A 19711-nucleotide genomic window follows, 5' to 3' on the forward strand; every position below is an offset into this window, starting at 1 on the left:
GAGTTTTACCCTTGTTACAAAAAACATTTGATCACCTAGAACGAATCTATACCGAAATGGTTGGAATACGAAGAGATTTACATATGAACCCGGAACTTTCCTTTCAAGAGATAAGAACCTCTGAGTTTATCGCCAATTATCTTAAAGATATAGGTTTAGAGGTGAGGACTAAAGTGGGCGGTCATGGGGTTGTCGGCTTTTTGAAAGGAGGTAAGCCAGGTAAGACGATTGCTCTTCGTGCTGATTTTGATGCTTTGCCGATCACGGATGAAAAAAATGTTCCATATAAATCTACGGTTCCCGGAGTAATGCATGCATGTGGTCACGATATACATACAGCAGCTTTACTTGGAGTAGCGAACGTACTGAGCCATGTGAAAGATGACATTGAAGGAAATGTAGTTTTTATTCATCAGCATGCTGAAGAGCTTGCACCGGGTGGAGCAAAAAGCATGATTGAAGATGGATGTTTAGTAGGGGTTGACGCTGTATACGGAGCACACGTTGAAGTGAATTTTCCTATTGGCCAAGTGGCCCTTAACGATGGATACGTTCATGCAGCTTCAGATGCATTCAATATCACCATTTATGGCAAAGGAGGGCATGGTGCAGAACCTCATCGTTGTATTGATCCTCTTGTGATTGGGAGCCATCTGGTAGTCAACTTGCAAAATATCGTGAGCAGACGTGTTGATCCTCTTCAACAGGCACTGGTTACTGTAGGTTCGTTCCATAGCGGAGACGCTCATAATGTCATACCAGATAAAGCCTATTTGAAGGGAACGGTAAGGACCTATGATCCAGTTGTAAGACTTCAGGTAGAGAAGGAGCTCACGCTGATCGCTCAAAAAACGGGGGAACAACATGGGGCTGAAATCGAAGTGAATTATACAAAGGGTTATATATCACTGTATAATCATCCGAAGGAAACAGAATTTATCAGGAAACTATCAACTGAGATTGTGGGAGAAAAAAATGTAACCATTAAACTACCGGATATGGGTGGAGAAGACTTTGCTTATTATGTGGATGCTGTACCAGGTACATTCTTCTGGGTAGGTGGAGGAAATCCTGATCTCGATGCGATATACCCGCATCATCATCCAAAATTTGATGTCGATGAGAAATCAATGATCATTATAGGCAAAATATTCATCTCAGCCGTTCTAAATAGTTAAAAGGTATTTTCACTTTCAAACCCTGACTCCATTGCCAATCTATTGCTTTACAACAAATTTTTTATACTGTAGATTAATTTTATAGATTCATGAATTTTAAGTTTTGACAGCAAAGGTGGGAAACCGCTTGAATGAACAATTTAAAAAGGCGAGAGACCGAATCATTGAGCATAACTCTGAAAATCAGACATTATTTGGAATGAATCATACGGTTAAACGTTTAATGTCCGTAATGTATTATTATGAAAAATCCATGACATTAGATGATATGACAGAGCTTCTTGGGATGAGCAAAGCCAGTATGAGTAACTCTGTCAGGGAACTGCTCGATATCGGGTTGGTGGAAAAGGTATGGAAAAAAGGAGAACGTAAAGATCTATATAAGGTCGAAGAGGATAATTATCAAAGCTTCATTAAGTACTTTTGTTATCATTGGCGAAAAATATTAACGCTTAAATTAAACCCTATGAAAAAATCAATCGATGAATTAAATGAGTTATTAGGGAATGAAGGATTAGACGTGGAAACAAAAGCGTTGATAGAGAAAGATTTAGAGAAGCTGTATGCCGGCCTCGAATATATGAATTGGCTCGGCCGTGTCGTAACCTTGTTTGAATCCCAAGAGATTTTCGAATACATTCCAAAAACTCTAGAGAACAATAAATCGAAAAGTTTAGATTAAGGGCCATTAACACCAGTGAATGGAAAGTAGTGCTAATGGCTTCAAGAGAACAAATGAAAGCAAAGGCATCCATATCAATCTTGGATGCCTTTACCTTTTTCGTTTGAACGTTTTTTTATACGTTGGGGAAAAAAACCCTCGTTTGTTAAAACACTACGAAATGCATTAATTTAGAATCAAACTACTTTAGTTTTCTTCTTTTGCCCAAAAGCTCCGCGGCTCTTTTTGCGAGTAGATAAAAGAAACAAGTTCATGAAAAAAATTTAAAATTTGCAATTAAATGAAAAGTCGGTTTTGCTTCTAAATCTCAGCAGGGTTTTAGATACCAGGGCTATTCTTTGGCTGTCTGGATTTGAAGGAATAGGTTAAACGAAGGTCATAATATAACGTTGGTTATAAATATTATTGGTACCTATTTTCTTTTGCCTTGGTTTCACTTCTATTTTCTGTTAAAATAAAAAAGAATTATTTTTGTTCGGTGTAAAAGCAGTTTAAGTATTCGACTTTTCATCTTGATGATCACTTTGGGCAAGAATAGTAACATTTTGTGTGTTTGACGCACTAGGAGGAAATAATTTTGGAACAAGGTACAGTTAAATGGTTTAATGCAGAAAAAGGTTTCGGATTTATCGAACGCGAAGGTGGAGAGGACGTATTCGTTCATTTCTCTGCTATCCAATCTGAAGGTTTCAAATCATTAGACGAAGGTCAAAAAGTTACTTTTGACGTTGAGCAAGGTGCTCGTGGACCTCAAGCTGCAAACGTTCAAAAAGCATAATAAATTATATAAAAACAGGTCCTTTTTAAAAGGATCTGTTTTTTTGTTTAAAAAAGTACATTAAAAAACCCGCTCAACGCAAGAGCAGGTAAATGGTACAAGTAAAGTGAGGCTCGTTTAAATGGTTTAACTCAGTATAGCATAGCTATTGAAGATTTCCTAATTTAGGTACGTTAACCAAGGGGAATTTGCGATACATTTCTTTCAGCCGCTCTTCAATTGCTAGCGCATTAGCATAGATATCGATTGCCTCATAAACCTCACCGGCTTTCGCTGTTTGAGCAGCATGCTCCAGAAGGGCAGAGCCCCTCAAATTGGTATAGCAAGTCAGAAGGATTATGTGAGCGATTTTTAGTTCGAGACACCTTGGGTTCCTTTTTAGGACCTGTACCAGGAATCGATGCAGTTACCCGTGTCTTTCCATCCGCACCATGACTAACTCTCAGTCCCTTTGTGCCGGCACTGATTCCAAGTATATTAAAGGAAAGATGGCATAATAATAGTATGCTGGGTGGCACGTGGAAGTAGAATCAAATCAACTTTAGAGATCATCTTCTTAAAGTAGCCTAGCTTTTTTTACAATGTCCTTTACAAGGGGTACAGATTAATATGGTACTGAGCTTTTATATATTTTAAGTGTGGCAATCATTCCTCTTTGGTACAGACACCTAACAAGCCCAACCCGGCATACAGATAAGAGTAACGAAAAAAGCCGGGAGGTGTCTGTATGTCCGGGTTGCTAGCCGTGTTAGCGTACTTTTTCAAAGAGGTAATGCTGTTTGTTTCGTATGTAAAAAACAATGCGTTTCCGCAACCCCTCTCCGAAAATGAGGAGAAAGAATACTTAAAGCTGATGGCCGAGGGAGATCAGGAGGCCAGAAGCAAACTGATCGAACACAACTTGCGTTTGGTTGCACATATTGTAAAGAAATTTGAAAATACAGGTGAAGATACCGAAGATCTGATTTCAATCGGAACCATCGGGCTGATCAAGGCAATAGAAAGCTATTCGAGAGGGAAGGGAACGAAGCTTGCGACGTACGCTGCGCGATGTATCGAAAATGAGATTCTTATGCATTTGCGTGCGTTAAAGAAGACCAAGAAAGATGTTTCTCTTCATGATCCGATCGGTACCGATAAGGAAGGCAATGAAATCACCTTGATTGATGTCCTGAAAGCGGAAACCGAGGATGTCGTCGATGCCATTCAGCTGAAAATGCAGAAAAAGAAAATCTATGATTACATTCATGTTTTGGATGATCGGGAGAAAGAAGTCATCGTCGGTCGGTTCGGACTGGATCTTCAGAAGGAAAAAACACAGCGGGAGATCGCGAAAATGCTGGGAATCTCCAGGAGCTATGTATCAAGGATTGAAAAGCGGGCCTTAATGAAACTGTTTCATGAGTTTTACCGAAGCCGGCAGCAGGGGCAGAAAGAAAAGCCCTCCTATTAATTAAATACAATAAAAGTACTGGCCAGAGAATGGACTCAGTACTTTTATTTTTGTTAAAGTTCTTTTAGTCGATTTTATTGATTTGTTGTAGGTTGTGATTGAAGCGCCGATTGAAAAGCAGAAGGGTATATGCAAGCATTTTCTCATCTGTTCGGGCATTCATTTGTTTCACAAATCTGCCGGGTCTAAATTAAAGAACCTCCTGGGTGTTATTGCCATTATTATCAGCAAGTTCTTATAATGAAGCGAAATAAAACAAGCCAGTCTATGCTGGCTTGTTTCTTGTTTATTAGAAATTCCCGCCGAATGTCTGGTAAATCAGAAGGGCATTCAAAAAGATAATGAGTGTGGCTACAATACATAATAAAACGTTCGTCAATGGACGATTCGCATATTTGCCCATAATCTTTTTATTGCGTGTAAACATGATAAGCGGAATGATTGTAAACGGCAGCTGCATGCTGAGCACAACCTGGCTGACAACGAGTGCTTTCCACGTATCAATTCCCATCCCAATGATGATAAGAGCGGGAATCATCGTTACAACCCTTCTAACCCAGATTGGCAGTTTTACATTCAAGAATCCTTCCAATATATACTGTCCTGCCATTGTTCCTGTTACTGAGGACGATAAGCCGGCTGAGAGCAGCGCGATCGCAAAAGCAAGGCTGGCAAACCCGCCAAGCAGAGGAGTAAGCGTTGAATAGGCATCCTCGATCGATTTGACGCTCACTCCATTTTTGAAAAAGACTGCAGCTGCGACAATGATCATGGCCGAGTTAATGAACCAGGCAATGTTCAAAGCAAGAAGGGAATCTACGATGGCAAACTTATATACGCGATGATTATGTTTTGGCTGGTCCTTCTTCAAACGATTTTTCACTACCGAAGAGTGAAGAAAGATATTATGCGGCATCACGGTCGCACCGAGCATACCGATGGCCACTAAGATGCTGGCTGAATTAAGTTGAGGCACAACCATATGATAGCCTACTTGGGCAAAATCTGGTTTAGCATAAAGTAATTCCATGATATAAACAGCGGCTACGACTAACACGAAAGCCAGTATGATCTGTTCGATGAAACGATATCCATACTTATGAAGAAGCAAGATTCCAAATGTAACAGCAGCTCCGATTAATGCGGCTGGAAATAAAGGGATCCCAAGAAGTATATAGATCCCGAGTGCAGCACCGAGAAACTCTGCAAGATCGGTAGCCATGGCAGCAAGTTCTGCTGTTATCCATAAAAAAACAGCAACCGGCTTTGAAAAATGCTGGCGGCAGTTTTCTGCCAATGATTTTCCTGTAGCTACTCCGAGTTTGGCAGCTGTAATCTGTAAAAGAATCGCCATTAAATTACTAAGCAGGAGAACCCATAACAGCGTATAGCCAAACGTGGCGCCGCCTTCAATGTTCGTTGCCCAGTTACCAGGGTCGATATAGCCCACACTCACAAGAAACGCTGGTCCAAGAAAAGGAAACGCTCTGCGAAATTTACCCTTCTTTGGGATAGCAGCAGCCAGTGCTTTACTATTCATTGTTGCTCACCTTCCTTGCAAAATAGGTCACAGGGTGTCCTTCAGGTTAAAAAGTTTCCTTTGTTCAACTTTTTGAGATTTGACTATAATATATGCGAGTAATCAGGAAAATGCAACAAATAAGAAATAAAAAAGGAAGCATCGGAATATATGCTTCCTTTCATCCTGTTAAAGTACAACGGTTTCAAGAATACCTCAATCCTTATCCTTCGCCAGAGAAGGTCAAGTACTTCGGAGCAAAAGAATAAAAGGTGTGATTAAAAAACATCTATATAACGATAAATTGTGTAATTACGTACAACATTATTACTGCATTGGAAATCCAGGCAGGAGTTTTTCGATTGGTATTTACTATATACTTAATGAATAGAAAAATAATCGTGGGTACGACCCAGACTAATGCAGTGACCAGCATGAGAAAGAAGAAGATGACAGACATCAGGGTAGAATAACAAGCGTTGATCCAATCTTGTTTGGTCAAAGTTCGGCGGATCTCAATTTCTTTTGGATCAGTCGTAGTTCCTTTTAACGTGTAGAGGTCTTCATTTTGTTTTTCTTCTCCGGCAAAGTCAAGCCAGATCATCGTTTTTCCGGACAGCTGAAGCGGAGAAAGAGGCAATTTGTCATTCATGCTTCGTTTCTCGGACACCCACTAGATAGAGTTGATACTTTCCGTTTTTTACTTCAGTGAAGGCAATTTGCTTTTCACTGGTAACGAGAGGCAAAGATACGGAGCGGCTCCAATGAGGATCGGGGAGTGAACGCTCCTTTTTTAAGTTTTGGACAAGTGTCATCGAGAGGATGGTGAGTAAGGATAATACCGGCAGCATGAAAATTTTTATTTTTCCTTTTCAATGTGCTCCCCCTTTAAAAAAATGAATTAAGCAAGCTCTCTTGAAATATAACCAAATAGTAAGAAATTTACAATTTAATTAAAAAGGAAAACAGGAATTAGGATTGAACCTATTATTAAAGGGAATAGATGAAGTAAGAAATATACATAAGGAGGCTGCGGAATATGCAGGAAGTTTTGTTATTTGCAGTTATGATCCTGACACTAGTCTATTTCATGTATCTTTGCATCGCAGAATAGGTTTTTTGCTCTTTTCCTGTAAGGGAGAAGAGTTTTTTTATTTTAAATAAACTAAATAGTCGATTTTTATTGGGAATTTCATTATAATGGAAAAAGATCGAATACTTTATTTACAAGGGGGATTACCATGTTATTACAGGGATTGCGCGAGAGCTGGGATTTGGATTCTATATTCAGCGGAGGAAGCCGATCGGAAGAGCTTTTATCTGCTATCTCCAGCATTGAAGCACAGCTTGCGGCTCTAAACAAAAAGGTAGAAGACTTTCAATTTTCAAAGGAATCATTTCAGGTGATCATGAAGGATGTTCAAGAAACAGCTGCCTTATTGAATGAATGTATATCCTATGTTGGGTGTCTTGCTGCTCAAGATGTTAATGACAAACAGGCTTTAAATCTTCGCGGAAAGCTCGAGTCTATGAATGCGGCCTACACTACCATTCTGGTGCTTCTTGATAATAAAATGGCTGAAATTCCGGATGAAGAGTGGAACGAAGCCCTTCAAAGCGAATATTTGTCCAGCATTGCATTTTCGTTAAATGAGAGACGTAATCTAGCATCTCAAAAATTGTCTTATGAACAAGAAGCTTTGATGAATGACCTGGCTGTGGATGGATATCATAGCTGGTCTACCCTCTATGACACAGTCGTAGGGAAAATCGGCATCGAGGTAGAACTGAACGGCAAGAATGAAACGCTTTCTGTCGGCCAGGCAGAAAACCGGATGACTAGTGCGGACAGGCAGGAAAGAGAAACGGTTTTCGCTAAATATACGGAAGCATGGGATCAGCAGGGTGATTATTGTGCAGAAGCTTTAAATCATATTGCAGGATTCCGAAACAGCCTATATAAGCATCGCAAGTGGGACGAAGTACTGAAAGAACCGCTTGATATCAACCGCATGTCCGCTGATACGCTGAACGCCATGTGGCAGGCAATCGAAGAGAATAAAGGTCTTTTCGTGTCCTACCTGGACAGAAAAGCTTCTCTCCTTGGCTTGGATAAATTAAGCTGGCACGATGTTGATGCACCATTATCAAGTGCCGACAGCAAAATGAGCTATGATGAAGCAGCCAACTTTATTGTCGAGCAGTTTCAGTCCTTCAGCCCTAAGATGGCAGAGTTCTCAAAACAAGCGTTCGAAAAGCAATGGATTGAAGCTGAGGACCGTACAGGTAAAAGGCCTGGTGGGTTCTGTACTGGTTTCCCAGTAAAGAACGAAACACGAATTTTCATGACGTTTTCGGGCACACCAAGCAATGTCTCTACTCTAGCACATGAACTTGGCCATGCCTTCCACTCATATGTAATGGAAGATATGCCTTATCTGGCTACGGACTATGCGATGAATGTCGCAGAAACTGCGTCTACTTTCGCTGAAATGGTCGTATCAGATGCTGCAGTAAAGACTGCGAAAACAAAAGAAGAAAAGATTGCCCTGCTAGAAGATAAAGCACAGCGCTCTGTAGCCTTTTTTATGAACATTCATGCCAGGTTCTTGTTTGAGACAAGATTTTATGAAGAGCGCAAAAAAGGGCTTGTACCTGTTGAGCGTTTGAATGAACTGATGGCTGAAGCACAAAAAGAAGCCTTCTGCGGCTCTCTTGAAAGCTATCATCCATATTTCTGGGCTTCAAAGCTTCATTTCTATATTACCGACGTTCCATTTTACAATTTCCCATATACGTTTGGGTATTTGTTCAGTGCCTGCATTTATGCGATTGCCAAAATAGAAGGCAGCAGTTTCGAAGAGAAGTACATCGCTCTTCTCAGAGACACGGCAAGCATGACGGTCGAAGAATTGGCGATGAAACACTTGAATGAAGATGTAACCAAACCGGCGTTCTGGAAAAAGGGCATAGAGGTTGCAATGGAAGATGTGAAGGAATTTCTTGATCTGACAAAATAATAAGCCACAACAAAACCATGGCCCAAGTCGGCCATGGTTTTTAATTACCGTTTCTGGATGGAGATCGAACTGATCATTAGAAAAGCAAAAGCGATGATGAAAAACATAAAAACATATCCTGGAACAAAAGGGATAAGAAGATAGCACATGGCGATGATACATCCTGCCACTGTGATTGGAACACCAACGAAGGAACCGTTGAATTCGGTAATATTGAATCGTGCCAGACGGATCGCTCCACACACGATAAATAGAATGGTAAAAATAATGCCGGGAACCCCAAAATTGAAAAGAGAGCCCTGATACAGCAAGAATGCAGGTGCAATCCCGAAGGAAATTAAGTCACAAAGTGAATCCAGCTGCTTACCAAATTCTGATTCTATGTTTAATTTCCGTGCAACCATACCATCAAATCTGTCAAAAAGGCCTGCTAGAAAAATTAGAATAAAGCCAACTTTTAAATCATCTTTAAAAATAAACATCAAAGCGAGAGCACCTAGTGAAAGGTTGATCAGCGTAAGAACGTTGGCCGTTTGGCCTTTCATTTTCTTAACTGTAGAGTCAACCCGCTCTCTTGCAATCATGGACATAACATCACATCGCTCCCTGTACCTTTCTTCATCTGAATGGAAAGAGTACTTGTGTATTAATATTATTCACTGTTAATGAAATATATTTGATTCTTATCATTATATGTTAATTTTATAAAATTGGAAAGGGGATAATTGGGAATAAGTCCCTGTTTCTGTTTCTTCCTATTTAATAGAAAAATAAAAAAAGGTAAGACTTTGGAATAGAACACTGTATCATTCAAGAAAACATGCCTACTATTAAAACATAAAAAAAAGCCCATTTTTTAGTGATGGGCTTTCCAAAAGTGAGTGCTGAGACGGGTCTGAAGTGATCTGCGTTCGATCTCTTTTTGAATTAATGAAATAAAGTCTGTACTTAATTGAAGTTCTTTCGCTTTAAAATAAGATTCGATCAACAGTTCGTCCGATAAGTTTTCCATAAGTGAGATGCCAATCGGGTGGCATGTTCACCTCCTGTTTTTAATGCATATTGATGCATTTTCATCGCTGTATGTGTCATGATTTCTCATAGATCCGCATAAACTATATGTTCTGGTAGTTTTCTAAAATCAGCTTAACATGAAACATGAAACAGAACAATCGTTCGATTATCCACAATGTTTGGTGGATAACTTGTGGGTAGACTGTAGATAAGACAGAAAATTCTGCTCATTGCATAGAGGAACAATGTTAATAAAGTTATCCACATTGTCGGAATGCGAACATTTTGTCGAAAACTTTTCTTTAAAAGGATGCATCCTTTCAAGGCAAATGTAACTGAAAACAATAAAAAAGTTGTTACCCGTCGAATAACTGGTACAATGTAAAAGTGTAATCTGAATGAATAGTATAGAGGTGTCCAGCATGTTAAAAAATTTTTTGCCGGATGAACATGTCCAGAGCATTTTTGATATAACCCCTGAAATGCTAGTGAAACGAAATGTAAAAGGGATCATTACAGACCTGGATAATACCCTGGTTGAATGGGATCGGCCGGAAGCTACTCCTGAACTTTTAAAATGGTTTAGCTCTTTTAAAGAGAAGGGAATTTTAATTACCATTGTTTCAAATAACACGCAGCAGCGTGTGAGCAGCTTCTCCGATCCTGTTAAAATCCCGTTTATTTATAGTGCCAGAAAACCAATGTCCCGTGCATTCAAGCGGGCTATTCGCGATATGAAACTTCAACGAGAAGAAATTGTAGTTATCGGCGATCAGCTCCTGACGGATGTCCTTGGCGGGAATCGGCTGGATCTCCATACGATCATGGTTGTACCTGTGGCAAGCACCGATGGTCTATGGACAAGAGTAAACAGGAAAATTGAAAGAATGATTTTATCATGGATGAAAAGGAAAGGCATGCTTAACTGGGAGGAATAAGATTGAAGGAACAAATTAAGTGTATTGGATGCGGAGCACCCATTCAGACCGAAAATAAGGACGAGCTAGGCTATGCACCGCCGTCCAGTTTAAAAAGGGATGCTGTGATCTGCCAGCGTTGTTTCCGTCTTAAGCATTATAACGAGATTCAAGATGTCAGTCTTACCGATGATGATTACCGGAAAATTTTGTCAGGCATTGGAGAAACAGATGCCCTTGTCGTCAAAATTGTAGATATCTTTGATTTCAACGGCTCGTGGCTTCCTGGTATTCACCGCTACATTGGACGCAATAAGCTTATACTTGTAGGAAACAAGGTGGATTTGCTTCCAAAATCGGTCAATAAAAACAGGATGACTCAATGGATGTCAACTATGGCAAAGGAACTTGGTGTAAAGGCAGAAGAAGTACATCTTGTTTCTGCAGTGAAAGGCACCGGCCTGTTGAACGTAGCTGAACGGATTGATGAACTGAGAGATGGCAAGGATGTCTACGTTGTCGGCTGTACCAATGTAGGAAAGTCCACTTTCATTAATGGTCTGATCAAACAGCTTGGAACAGAGAAGGATGATATTATCACAACCTCTCACTTTCCTGGTACAACATTGAATTTGATCGATATACCACTTGATGCTGAAACAGCACTGTATGATACGCCGGGAATCATCAACCATCACCAGATGGCTCACTTTGTCGGGAAGAATGAATTGAAAATCATCATGCCCAAAAAAGAGATTAAGCCGATGGTTTATCAGGTAAATGAAGGCCAGACTTTATTTTTAGGCGGACTGGCCAGGTTTGATTACATCAGTGGGGGACGAAGATCATTTGTCTGCCACGTTTCCAATGAGTTAACCATTCATAGAACCAAGCTTGAAAAGGCGGATGAACTATACAAGAACCACCTGGGTGATCTTTTATCGCCTCCTTCAGAAGCGGAGAATTTGCCGCCGCTCAGAAGACATGAATTTAAGATCAAAGATAAAGATACTGATGTTGTCTTTTCTGGACTTGGATGGGTGTCGGTTAAAGAACCGGGCGCTCAAATCGCAGCTTATGCACCTGAAGGCGTTGCGGTAACATTGAGGCCTTCACTCATATAGCCGGGAGTGATCAAAATGAAAAAATTAGTCGGTCTAATTGGATATCCTGTCAGCCATTCCATGTCACCGGAGATGCATAACGCAGCTTTCCAAAAATCAGGGCTTCCTTTTTATTATGACAAATATGAAGTTCATCCTGATCGTTTGGAAGAGGCAGTTTACAATATGAGAACAAAGGGTTTTGCAGGCTGGAATGTGACGATTCCGCATAAACAAACCATTATGCCTTATCTGGACGAAATTTCGGACGAGGCTAAAAAGATCGGAGCCGTAAATACGGTGGTGAATGAGAACGGAAAGCTGATTGGATACAATACGGACGGGGCCGGTTTTGTAAAAGGATTAATGCGGCATGTCCATTTTCCTATTGAGCAAGCGAAGGTTCTTATTATTGGAGCAGGCGGGGCATCTAGAGCCATTGGTTATGCTCTGGCGCAAACGGCTCCTAAATCCATCGTCATTGCTAACCGGACGATGGAAAAAGCAAGAGATATTCAAAAAGAGTGTTTGAGAGAGCATGACAAGGTGATGAGCTTACAAGAAGCAGCTGCCGTTCTTTCAGATTTTCAAATCGTAATTAACACGACGTCTATCGGAATGAAAAATGATGGGAGCACTCCTATCGATCTCCTTCATCTTGCACCGGGTACAGTGCTCTCCGATATCATATACAACCCGTATAAAACTGCTTTTTTGCAGGAAGGTGAGAAGCGGGGAGCAGTTATTGACAACGGAGTGTCCATGCTGGTTCTTCAAGGTGCTCTTTCTTTTGAGAAGTGGACAGGTATGCAGCCAGACATCGAACTGATGGAAACGATCGTGATCGAGAAATTGGGAGGAAATTATGTTAACAGGTAAACAAAAACGTTTTTTACGTTCAAAAGCAAATCCGATTCAGCCTATTTTTCAAGTAGGAAAAGGCGGAGTCAACAGTAATATGGTCAAGCAAATTGAAGATGCACTTGAGGCGCGTGAGTTAATCAAGATCAGCATCCTGCAAAATTGCGAGGAAAGCAAGGAAGACGTCGCTCAGGCATTGGTTAAAGGCGCAAAGGCCAACCTCGTGCAAGTGATTGGAAATGTCATTATTCTCTATAAAGAATCTAAAGAAAATAAAGAGATTGTACTTCCGTAAAGGATTGATTACATGGCGAGAATCGGTATTTTCGGCGGCTCTTTCCACCCTCCGCATAACGGGCATCTTCTCATTGCCCAGGAGGCATTAGCCGCATTTTCACTTGATAGGGTTGAATGGCTACCGGCAAGCCATCCGCCTCATAAGGATTTGGTATCAGGTGTTTCAGCAGAGGACCGGATCGACTTAGTGAAAGCTGCCATCCAGGGAAATTCTAAATTTTCCCTCTCTCTTATAGAGTTTGAAAGGGAAGGCCCTTCATATACTATAGATACCATCAGGGAACTGAAAAAGAGGGAACCGAACCATCATTATTTTTTCATTATTGGCGGGGACATGGCTGATTCGTTATCCACTTGGCATGGGATCGAGGAGCTTAGCCGGCTTGTAACCTTTATCGGTATTAACCGCAGTGGCCATCCCCTTGATGATAACCATAATCCTTATGGAGTCCAGTTGCTGGAAGTACCGGTTTTTGATGTTTCTTCGACCCTGATCAGAAAGAGAATAGCAGCTGGAGAGAACACAAAATATTTAATTCCGGATGATGTAAGAAAAATTATAGAGGTGAAGGGACTTTATGGATCGAGAAAAAGCCCTTGAAATTGTTAAGGCTCAATTAACGGAACATCGGTACATTCATACACTTGGTGTAATGGAAACGGCTATCGAGCTTGCAGACCGATATGGAGCAAGCAAGGAAAAAGCCGAACTTGCAGCCATATTTCATGATTATGCCAAATTCCGTTCAAAGGATGAGATGCGGGAGATAGTCATGCAGCAGGGCATGCCAGAGAGCCTCCTTCATTATGGTACAGAACTTTTGCATGCCCCGGTCGGTGCTTATCTGGTGAAAGAAGAAGCAGGAATCGAAGACCTTGAGGTACTCGAGGCTATCGCCTATCACACGACGGGCAGAGCAGCGATGGGTACGCTTGAGAAAATTATTTTTCTTGCGGATTATATCGAACCGGGCAGGAATTTTCCAGGCGTTGATGAAGTCCGTCAACAGGCTAAGGAAAACCTGAACCTCGCTTGTATTCAGGCATTAAAAAATACTGTAGGATTCTTAATGAAACAAAATCAACTGATATACCCGGAAACAATTTATACGTACAACAGCTTGTTGGCTGAAGTGAAAAACAAAAAGTGAATGGAGGAATATAATTTTGAAAGAACAGGAACTAATTGAGTTAGTCGTAAAAGCGGTGGATGACAAACGGGCGGAAGATATTATGATGCTCGATATGAAAGGCATTTCCCTTGTTGCTGATTATTTCTTAATCTGTCATGGGAACTCCGAAAAGCAGGTGCAGGCCATTGCTAAGGAAATTAAAGATGTAGCAGCTGAAAAAGAGATCATCATCAAGCGCATGGAAGGCTATGACCAGGCGAGATGGGTCCTTGTTGATATGGGAGATATGGTTGTCCATGTATTCCATCGTGATGAGAGATCTTATTATAACCTGGAGAAGCTTTGGGGAGACGCCCCTACCGTTGATCTGAATAAGATCCTTTCCTAATTGAGGAGCAGCGATGAGCTATCAACAATTTGCGTATTACTATGATCAGCTAATGGAAGATGCACCGTATGATCAATGGGTTGCTTTTTTTAAACAGGCCGTTCAGTCATATGGGGGAAACGTCAGCAGTGTCCTGGATCTTGGCTGCGGTACAGGGTCTGTGTCCATCCGCTTATCAAAACAGGGTTATGACGTAACTGGCGTTGACCTTTCTGAGGACATGCTGGTGATGGCAAATGAAAAATCCTTGCAGCAGAAGGTGCCCGTACAATACATTCAGCAGGATATGACGGAACTGGAAGGGCTTCAGGAATTTGATGCTGCCGTCATTTTTTGTGATTCACTTAATTATATTCTTTCTGAAGAAAAGGTCTTGGCTGCGTTTCAATCCGTTTATCAGCATTTAAAAGAAGACGGCCTCTTTTTATTCGATGTACACAGTCTTTATAAAATTCATAACATATTTATGGGCAGCACGTTTGGATCCAACGAAGAGCCGCTTTCGTATATTTGGCAGTGCTATGAAGGGGAAGAACCAGACAGTGTTGAACATGAGCTTAGTTTCTTTGTTCAAGAGGACGAAAACCGTTATATACGATTTGATGAAGTACATATTCAAAGAACCTTGTCAATTGAGGTTTATAAAAGGATGCTTCAAAGCACCGGATTTCGAGTTATGGCAGTAACAGGAGATTTCTCTCAGAATGATATTCAGCCTGAAGCCGAACGGATATTCTTCATCTGTAAAAAATAAAAAATAAGCCATGGATTGGCTTATTTTTTATTTTATTCTTGAAGGAATATTTCAAATGCTGCCGAATGATTACTTTAATTCCTCTTTTACCTCGAACTGTTCACTGATTTTTTCACACTCATCGTGGTATTTTGCATGCGTACGGTCTATGACTTTATCGAAAACATCACCTGCTCCCTCGTTCAATATTCTTATTCCTTCACCAGTAATTCCGCCCTTCACGCAAACTTTCTCAATGAGTGAAGGCAAAGAAAACACTTCGTTCTCCAGCAATTTTCCCATTCCAATAATCATTTCACTGGCAAGCAATGTCGCCTGGTTTTTTGTCAAATCTGTTTTTTTAATGGAACTGTCAACAAAACATTGTACGAGATACCCAATGAATGCCGGGCCGCAGCTTGCGATATCGGATGAGATGCGTGTCACATTTTCATCGATGATCACTGGTTTAGAGATAAACGACATCAATGATAAGAGTTTCTCTTTGTATTCCGTGTGGCATTTCGAACCAAATGTGATCAATGAGGTTCCAGAAAGGGCACGGTTTGTGATGCTTGGAATGGCGCGGGCGACACTGCAATCAAGCAAGTTTTCAATTTGTTCACAGGAAATGGGGCTTGTGATCGAGACCACGAGTTTATGTTTGGATATAAACTTTTTATTTTCAGAAAGAACATCATAGAATTGATGCGGCTTTACACAGATGAAAAGGATATCGGCAAAACGGATCACCTCTTCAGCTGTTGCTCCCACTCGGAGTTTGGGGTGGGCAGACTGCAGACGTTCTGCTTTAGAAAGCGTCCGGTTTGTGACCATAATACGTGAAGGCTGTACAGACGATGATTCTATAAAAGATGACACTAAAATGCTCCCCATGTTCCCGGTTCCAATAAAACCTAGTTTCACTTTAACTCCTCCTCTCCCTTATCTTTCCTACCTTGATGTATATGCTTGATTTGCCCAGAATATGAAAATTGAAATAAACGTATTGAAAGGAGACGAATGATGATCAGAAAATATGATGGAGCCGTTCGCAAACTCAGCTACATTCTTCCTGCTGCGGCATGCTTGTTAGCCGTAATTTTCTATTTTGCAGGAAAAATGCCGGATGAAGTAGAGCCTGCGCAAGGCATTCCGGTCGAATTGATGGAGAATAAAGGGGCAGCGAGTAAAATAACCCCTATTGCAAAGGATGCAGATTCTCAGAGAATTGAGATCGATATAAAAGGTGAAGTCAGGAAACCGGGAGTGTACGAGATGAAGCAAGGGGACCGAGTGATTGATGCAGTTAATCGAGCAGGAGGTTTTTCGAAAAAAGCGGAGGAAAAAGGAGTTAACCTTTCAGCACGGGTGAAGGATGAAATGCTTCTTTACATCCCAGCTAAAGGCGAAGAACGGTTGCCGGTTGGGCCTGATGCAGGAGGACAGGATGGTGGTGGCACAACAAAGGTTAATATTAATTCTGCAGCAGAGCAGGAGCTGGAAACGCTGAATGGCATAGGTCCTTCTAAAGCCAAAGCGATCATGGCCTATCGTGAAGAGAACGGACCGTTTAAAACAATTGAGGATTTGCTGAATGTACCAGGAATTGGAGAAAAGTCTCTGGAAAACATGAAGGAACAGATTGAGGTTGACTAAGTTATCATTGACTCAAAGCAGCGTAAATGCCTACACTAAAAATAAATAAGATTGGAGGAGAAAAGATGGACCGTATTTCCTGGGATGAATATTTTATGGCACAGAGCCATCTGCTTGCCTACAGAAGCACATGTACAAGACTTGCGGTGGGAGCAACAATCGTAAGGGATAAAAGGATCATTGCGGGTGGCTACAATGGTTCCATATCCGGGGGCGTGCATTGCATAGATGAAGGTTGTTATGTGATAGACGGCCATTGTGTGAGGACGATCCATGCCGAGATGAATGCCATTTTGCAATGTGCAAAATTTGGTGTACCAGTGGAGGGGGCAGAAATGTATGTCACCCATTTTCCTTGTCTGCATTGCTGCCGTACGATTATTCAAAGCGGAATAAAGACACTTTACTATGCCAAAGATTATAAGAATCACCCGTACGCAATTGAACAATTTAAAGAAGCAGGACTGGTTGTGAAGCAAGTCCCTTTTAATGACCATAATATCAACCCTCATTACATAGAACAGATGGAATTAACCTTTGAACTGTTGCGAGCTGTAGAGGAAGGTGGAGCGGGAGATCAAGAAAAACTTGAGGCTTTGAAAAGCAAGGTGCAGCATCTGTATCCCCGTTCTTTGCACTTGGAATAAAACATGAGAGCCGGATACTTCTTCGCGATAAGTGCGGCAGCAGGCGTTTTTTTATCATCTTACCATTACATCTGGGCGATCGCAGGCATCGCTCTTTTTTATGGCAAAAAAGGTGCGAATACGTTGACCATCAGCTTTTGCTTAGCCGTATTTGTATTCTTTTACGTCTATTACCAGTTTACCGATAAGCAAAATGTGACGAAGTTTTCTGGAGATGAACGAACCTTTACCGGGACCGTCATGACCATTCCGGAGATTGACGGAGATTTACTATCCTTCAAACTTCAAACAAAACATGAGAAATTTGTTGTTCACCATATCATACCATCTCATGGGATGCAGAAACGGCTTAAACAGCATCTTCATCAGGGGATGGTCTGTACGTTTGATGGTGAACTGATCGTCCCTGAGGGGCGGGGGAATTTCGAAGGAATGGATTACGCCTCGTACTTAAAACGCCAGAGAATCCACTGGAGCATAAAGGCGGCCCATCTTTCAGTCTCTGCTTGCCGGGATAAACCGCCTGATCTATTGGGGCATGCAGCTGCTTTGCGTGAAAAGGGCATCCGTCTGATAGAAAAAGTGGTTGAAGAGGATGTCTCCGGGATAATCAATGCTTTGGTATTTGGCTATCGTGAAAAAATACCGGTCGATATTGATGAGGCCTACCAGCGAATGGGTTTGTCACATTTGCTTGCGGTATCAGGGTTTAATGTGGCGATCATCATGGGCATGCTCTTTGCGGGCAGTCTTCGAATGGGCATCACCAGGGAAAGAGCAGCTCTAGGTATCGCTTCGGTCCTGCCTCTTTATGTTGTGATGACCGGCAGTGAAGCTTCCATCGTCCGTGCAGGTATTATGGGTATGGCGCTGCTGATGTTCCGGCGATATAGAAAGAGGATTCATCCGTTGTCACCTGTGAGCGGTGTGTGCCTTCTTATGCTTCTGATGAACCCTTATTACGTTTTTCAACTTGGTTTTCAGCTATCTTTTATGAATGTGTTTGCTTTACTGATATCATCGCGTCTGATTTTCAGCCGATATACCTCCTACTTAGCTCAAGCTTTGGTAACTACCCTCTTATGCCAAATTGTTTCTTTCCCCGTCATTATCTATCATTTTTATGAAACGTCATTATGGTCAGTGCCTCTGAACCTTCTGTTTATTCCCTTACTGTCTTTTGTGGTTCTGCCCCTTGCCTGTCTTTCACTTCCGATTTTGTTCCTATCGCTCAATGCAGCTAAAATAATCCTTTATCTTCCTGTCATCCTCATGAAATTCACAAATTCAATCCTTCTTCACGCGCAGAAGAACAATCTTAACTTTGTGTTTGGACAGCCTCCTGCCTATCTTATCCCGATCTATTATTTTGGGATCTTCAATTTGTTCGTTCAATGGGAAAGGTATGGATGTCATAAGCGTCTGCTTTATCCTGCTTCCTTTCTTGTTTTGGCCGGTGTTTTTCATTGGAATGTTCATTCCCTTGATCCAAGCAGCACAATTACCTATTTAAATGTTGGGCAGGGAGACAGCACCTTGATTGAACTTCCATTCAGGCAAGGGGTTTATTTAATAGATACGGGAGGAACACTGAATTTTGAAAAGGAAGAATGGAGAAAAAGAAAGGTGGATTATAATATTACGAAAGAGGTCGTTCTGCCCGCGTTAAAAGCGCGGGGGATCCGGAAGATCGATAAATTGATATTGACGCATGGAGACATGGATCACATCGGCGGGGCTGAAACGGTTCTGTCTGGAGTCAGGATAGGTGAATTGTTGTATCCAAAAGGCACAATTGACGGAGTGCTGGAAACCAGTGTGCTGAATCATGCGGCCAGTCTGGATATTCCTATTCGTGTTACTCAGCGCGGGCAAAGGTGGTCGGTTGGGGATCATCTTTTTTATGTACTTTCTCCTTATGGTGATGAGACCGAGAGCAATGCCCAATCCATCGTCCTATTAGCAAAGATGAAGCGTTTTTCCTTTCTATTCACTGGGGATTTAGAAGAAGAAGGGGAAAAGCGTATTTTAAGTGGAAATGCCCCTTTAAAGGCAGATTTTTTAAAGGCTGGCCATCATGGGAGTAAAACGTCGTCCTCACAGGCTTTTATCGACGCTGTTGATCCCATTTATGCCGTCATATCAGCCGGGAAAAACAATCGGTACGGACATCCACATCCGGATGTTGTGTCACGTTTCAAAAAAAATGCTGCGGTCATTTTGCGTACCGATCAGCTTGGGGATATCGAGATCCAAATGCTGGGTCACAAGTTAAAGATACATCACAGTGTAACCGGATCCAAATAAAAAGAAGCCTTTTTCAGGCTTC

23 protein-coding genes are annotated in these 19711 nt (G+C 41.4%); 16 read left to right on the top strand and 7 right to left on the bottom strand.

What is annotated here, in order from left to right; all coding sequences use genetic code 11:
* Nucleotides 1–11: 11 nt before the first annotated feature.
* The 3 genes from AR335_RS09515 (at nt 12) to AR335_RS09525 (ending at nt 2638) form a co-directional block, all read left to right on the top strand.
* Nucleotides 12–1178 (top strand): amidohydrolase, encoded by a 1167-nt coding sequence (locus AR335_RS09515; RefSeq protein ID WP_062234788.1) that lies wholly within the window; start codon nt 12–14, stop codon nt 1176–1178.
* A gap of 127 nt (nt 1179–1305) precedes the next feature.
* A complete protein-coding gene (locus AR335_RS09520; RefSeq protein WP_062234803.1) occupies nt 1306–1860 on the top strand; it encodes a GbsR/MarR family transcriptional regulator in 555 nt (184 codons plus the stop codon).
* 577 nt (nt 1861–2437) lie between these two features.
* The gene (locus tag AR335_RS09525) at nt 2438–2638 is read left to right on the top strand and encodes a cold-shock protein (RefSeq protein WP_026694123.1); all 201 of its coding nucleotides are present in this window, start codon (nt 2438–2440) and stop codon (nt 2636–2638) included.
* A 260-nt stretch (nt 2639–2898) separates the two neighbouring features.
* On the opposite strand, the gene AR335_RS25500 is transcribed toward AR335_RS09525, so the two are convergent.
* On the bottom strand, nt 2899–3156 hold the full coding sequence (locus tag AR335_RS25500; RefSeq protein WP_156418918.1) for a DUF4236 domain-containing protein: 258 nt from the start codon (nt 3154–3156) through the stop codon (nt 2899–2901).
* 209 nt (nt 3157–3365) lie between these two features.
* Here AR335_RS25500 and sigK point away from each other — a divergent pair, with 209 nt between their 5' ends.
* The gene (sigK, locus tag AR335_RS09530; protein WP_053357801.1) at nt 3366–4091 is read left to right on the top strand and encodes an RNA polymerase sporulation sigma factor SigK; all 726 of its coding nucleotides are present in this window, start codon (nt 3366–3368) and stop codon (nt 4089–4091) included.
* A 289-nt stretch (nt 4092–4380) separates the two neighbouring features.
* Here the strand turns inward: sigK and AR335_RS09535 are convergent, their stop codons facing one another.
* From AR335_RS09535 to AR335_RS09545, 3 genes are all read right to left on the bottom strand, one after another.
* The gene (locus AR335_RS09535) at nt 4381–5631 is read right to left on the bottom strand and encodes an Nramp family divalent metal transporter (RefSeq protein WP_062234805.1); all 1251 of its coding nucleotides are present in this window, start codon (nt 5629–5631) and stop codon (nt 4381–4383) included.
* Nucleotides 5632–5899: 268 nt separating this feature from the next.
* A complete protein-coding gene (locus AR335_RS09540; RefSeq protein WP_062234807.1) occupies nt 5900–6262 on the bottom strand; it encodes a hypothetical protein in 363 nt (120 codons plus the stop codon).
* Nucleotides 6255–6461 (bottom strand): hypothetical protein, encoded by a 207-nt coding sequence (locus AR335_RS09545; protein ID WP_053357803.1) that lies wholly within the window; start codon nt 6459–6461, stop codon nt 6255–6257. The genes AR335_RS09540 and AR335_RS09545 overlap by 8 nt, the downstream gene beginning before the upstream one ends.
* A 390-nt stretch (nt 6462–6851) precedes the next feature.
* On the opposite strand from AR335_RS09545, the gene AR335_RS09550 reads away from it, so the two are divergent.
* On the top strand, nt 6852–8630 hold the full coding sequence (locus AR335_RS09550; RefSeq protein ID WP_062234809.1) for a M3 family oligoendopeptidase: 1779 nt from the start codon (nt 6852–6854) through the stop codon (nt 8628–8630).
* A gap of 44 nt (nt 8631–8674) precedes the next feature.
* On the opposite strand, the gene pssA is transcribed toward AR335_RS09550, so the two are convergent.
* Both pssA and AR335_RS09560 read right to left on the bottom strand, forming a co-directional pair.
* Nucleotides 8675–9214, bottom strand: coding sequence for a CDP-diacylglycerol--serine O-phosphatidyltransferase (gene pssA / locus AR335_RS09555; protein ID WP_062237009.1), 540 nt, complete (start codon nt 9212–9214; stop codon nt 8675–8677).
* A 272-nt stretch (nt 9215–9486) separates the two neighbouring features.
* Nucleotides 9487–9642: a sporulation histidine kinase inhibitor Sda gene (locus AR335_RS09560; protein WP_053357805.1), complete on the bottom strand. Its 156-nt coding sequence runs from the start codon at nt 9640–9642 to the stop codon at nt 9487–9489.
* Between the two features lie 424 nt (nt 9643–10066).
* Here AR335_RS09560 and AR335_RS09565 point away from each other — a divergent pair, with 424 nt between their 5' ends.
* Genes AR335_RS09565 through AR335_RS09600 form a run of 8 tightly spaced genes read left to right on the top strand, consistent with a single transcriptional unit; the run spans nt 10067 to nt 15097 of the window.
* Nucleotides 10067–10582 (top strand): YqeG family HAD IIIA-type phosphatase, encoded by a 516-nt coding sequence (locus AR335_RS09565; protein WP_062234812.1) that lies wholly within the window; start codon nt 10067–10069, stop codon nt 10580–10582.
* A gap of 2 nt (nt 10583–10584) precedes the next feature.
* On the top strand, nt 10585–11685 hold the full coding sequence (gene yqeH, locus AR335_RS09570) for a ribosome biogenesis GTPase YqeH (protein WP_062234815.1): 1101 nt from the start codon (nt 10585–10587) through the stop codon (nt 11683–11685).
* A gap of 15 nt (nt 11686–11700) precedes the next feature.
* Nucleotides 11701–12543: a shikimate dehydrogenase gene (gene aroE / locus AR335_RS09575; protein ID WP_062234818.1), complete on the top strand. Its 843-nt coding sequence runs from the start codon at nt 11701–11703 to the stop codon at nt 12541–12543.
* The gene (gene yhbY / locus AR335_RS09580; protein WP_053357809.1) at nt 12530–12820 is read left to right on the top strand and encodes a ribosome assembly RNA-binding protein YhbY; all 291 of its coding nucleotides are present in this window, start codon (nt 12530–12532) and stop codon (nt 12818–12820) included. Before aroE ends, yhbY begins: the two co-directional genes overlap by 14 nt.
* Before the next feature lie 12 nt (nt 12821–12832).
* Nucleotides 12833–13423, top strand: a complete 591-nt coding sequence (locus AR335_RS09585; protein ID WP_082683431.1) for a nicotinate-nucleotide adenylyltransferase — start codon at nt 12833–12835, stop codon at nt 13421–13423.
* Nucleotides 13401–13973, top strand: a complete 573-nt coding sequence (gene yqeK, locus AR335_RS09590; protein ID WP_062234827.1) for a bis(5'-nucleosyl)-tetraphosphatase (symmetrical) YqeK — start codon at nt 13401–13403, stop codon at nt 13971–13973. The genes AR335_RS09585 and yqeK overlap by 23 nt, the downstream gene beginning before the upstream one ends.
* Before the next feature lie 16 nt (nt 13974–13989).
* Nucleotides 13990–14343, top strand: a complete 354-nt coding sequence (gene rsfS / locus AR335_RS09595) for a ribosome silencing factor (protein WP_062234829.1) — start codon at nt 13990–13992, stop codon at nt 14341–14343.
* Nucleotides 14344–14356: 13 nt separating this feature from the next.
* A complete protein-coding gene (locus AR335_RS09600; RefSeq protein ID WP_062234831.1) occupies nt 14357–15097 on the top strand; it encodes a class I SAM-dependent DNA methyltransferase in 741 nt (246 codons plus the stop codon).
* A 69-nt stretch (nt 15098–15166) separates the two neighbouring features.
* Here the strand turns inward: AR335_RS09600 and comER are convergent, their stop codons facing one another.
* Nucleotides 15167–16003 carry a late competence protein ComER gene (gene comER / locus AR335_RS09605; RefSeq protein WP_062234833.1) on the bottom strand — a complete coding sequence of 279 codons (837 nt, stop codon included), beginning with the start codon at nt 16001–16003 and terminating at the stop codon, nt 15167–15169.
* 99 nt (nt 16004–16102) lie between these two features.
* Here comER and AR335_RS09610 point away from each other — a divergent pair, with 99 nt between their 5' ends.
* From AR335_RS09610 to AR335_RS09620, 3 genes are all read left to right on the top strand, one after another.
* Nucleotides 16103–16735: a helix-hairpin-helix domain-containing protein gene (locus tag AR335_RS09610; protein WP_062234836.1), complete on the top strand. Its 633-nt coding sequence runs from the start codon at nt 16103–16105 to the stop codon at nt 16733–16735.
* Nucleotides 16736–16800: 65 nt separating this feature from the next.
* Nucleotides 16801–17382 (top strand): ComE operon protein 2, encoded by a 582-nt coding sequence (locus AR335_RS09615; protein ID WP_053357815.1) that lies wholly within the window; start codon nt 16801–16803, stop codon nt 17380–17382.
* A 3-nt stretch (nt 17383–17385) separates the two neighbouring features.
* The gene (locus tag AR335_RS09620; protein ID WP_062234837.1) at nt 17386–19689 is read left to right on the top strand and encodes a DNA internalization-related competence protein ComEC/Rec2; all 2304 of its coding nucleotides are present in this window, start codon (nt 17386–17388) and stop codon (nt 19687–19689) included.
* The last annotated feature ends 22 nt before the right edge of the window (nt 19690–19711 follow it).

This window comes from Fictibacillus sp. FJAT-27399 (genome assembly GCF_001510655.1).
Classification (GTDB): domain Bacteria; phylum Bacillota; class Bacilli; order Bacillales; family Fictibacillaceae; genus Fictibacillus_C; species Fictibacillus_C marinisediminis.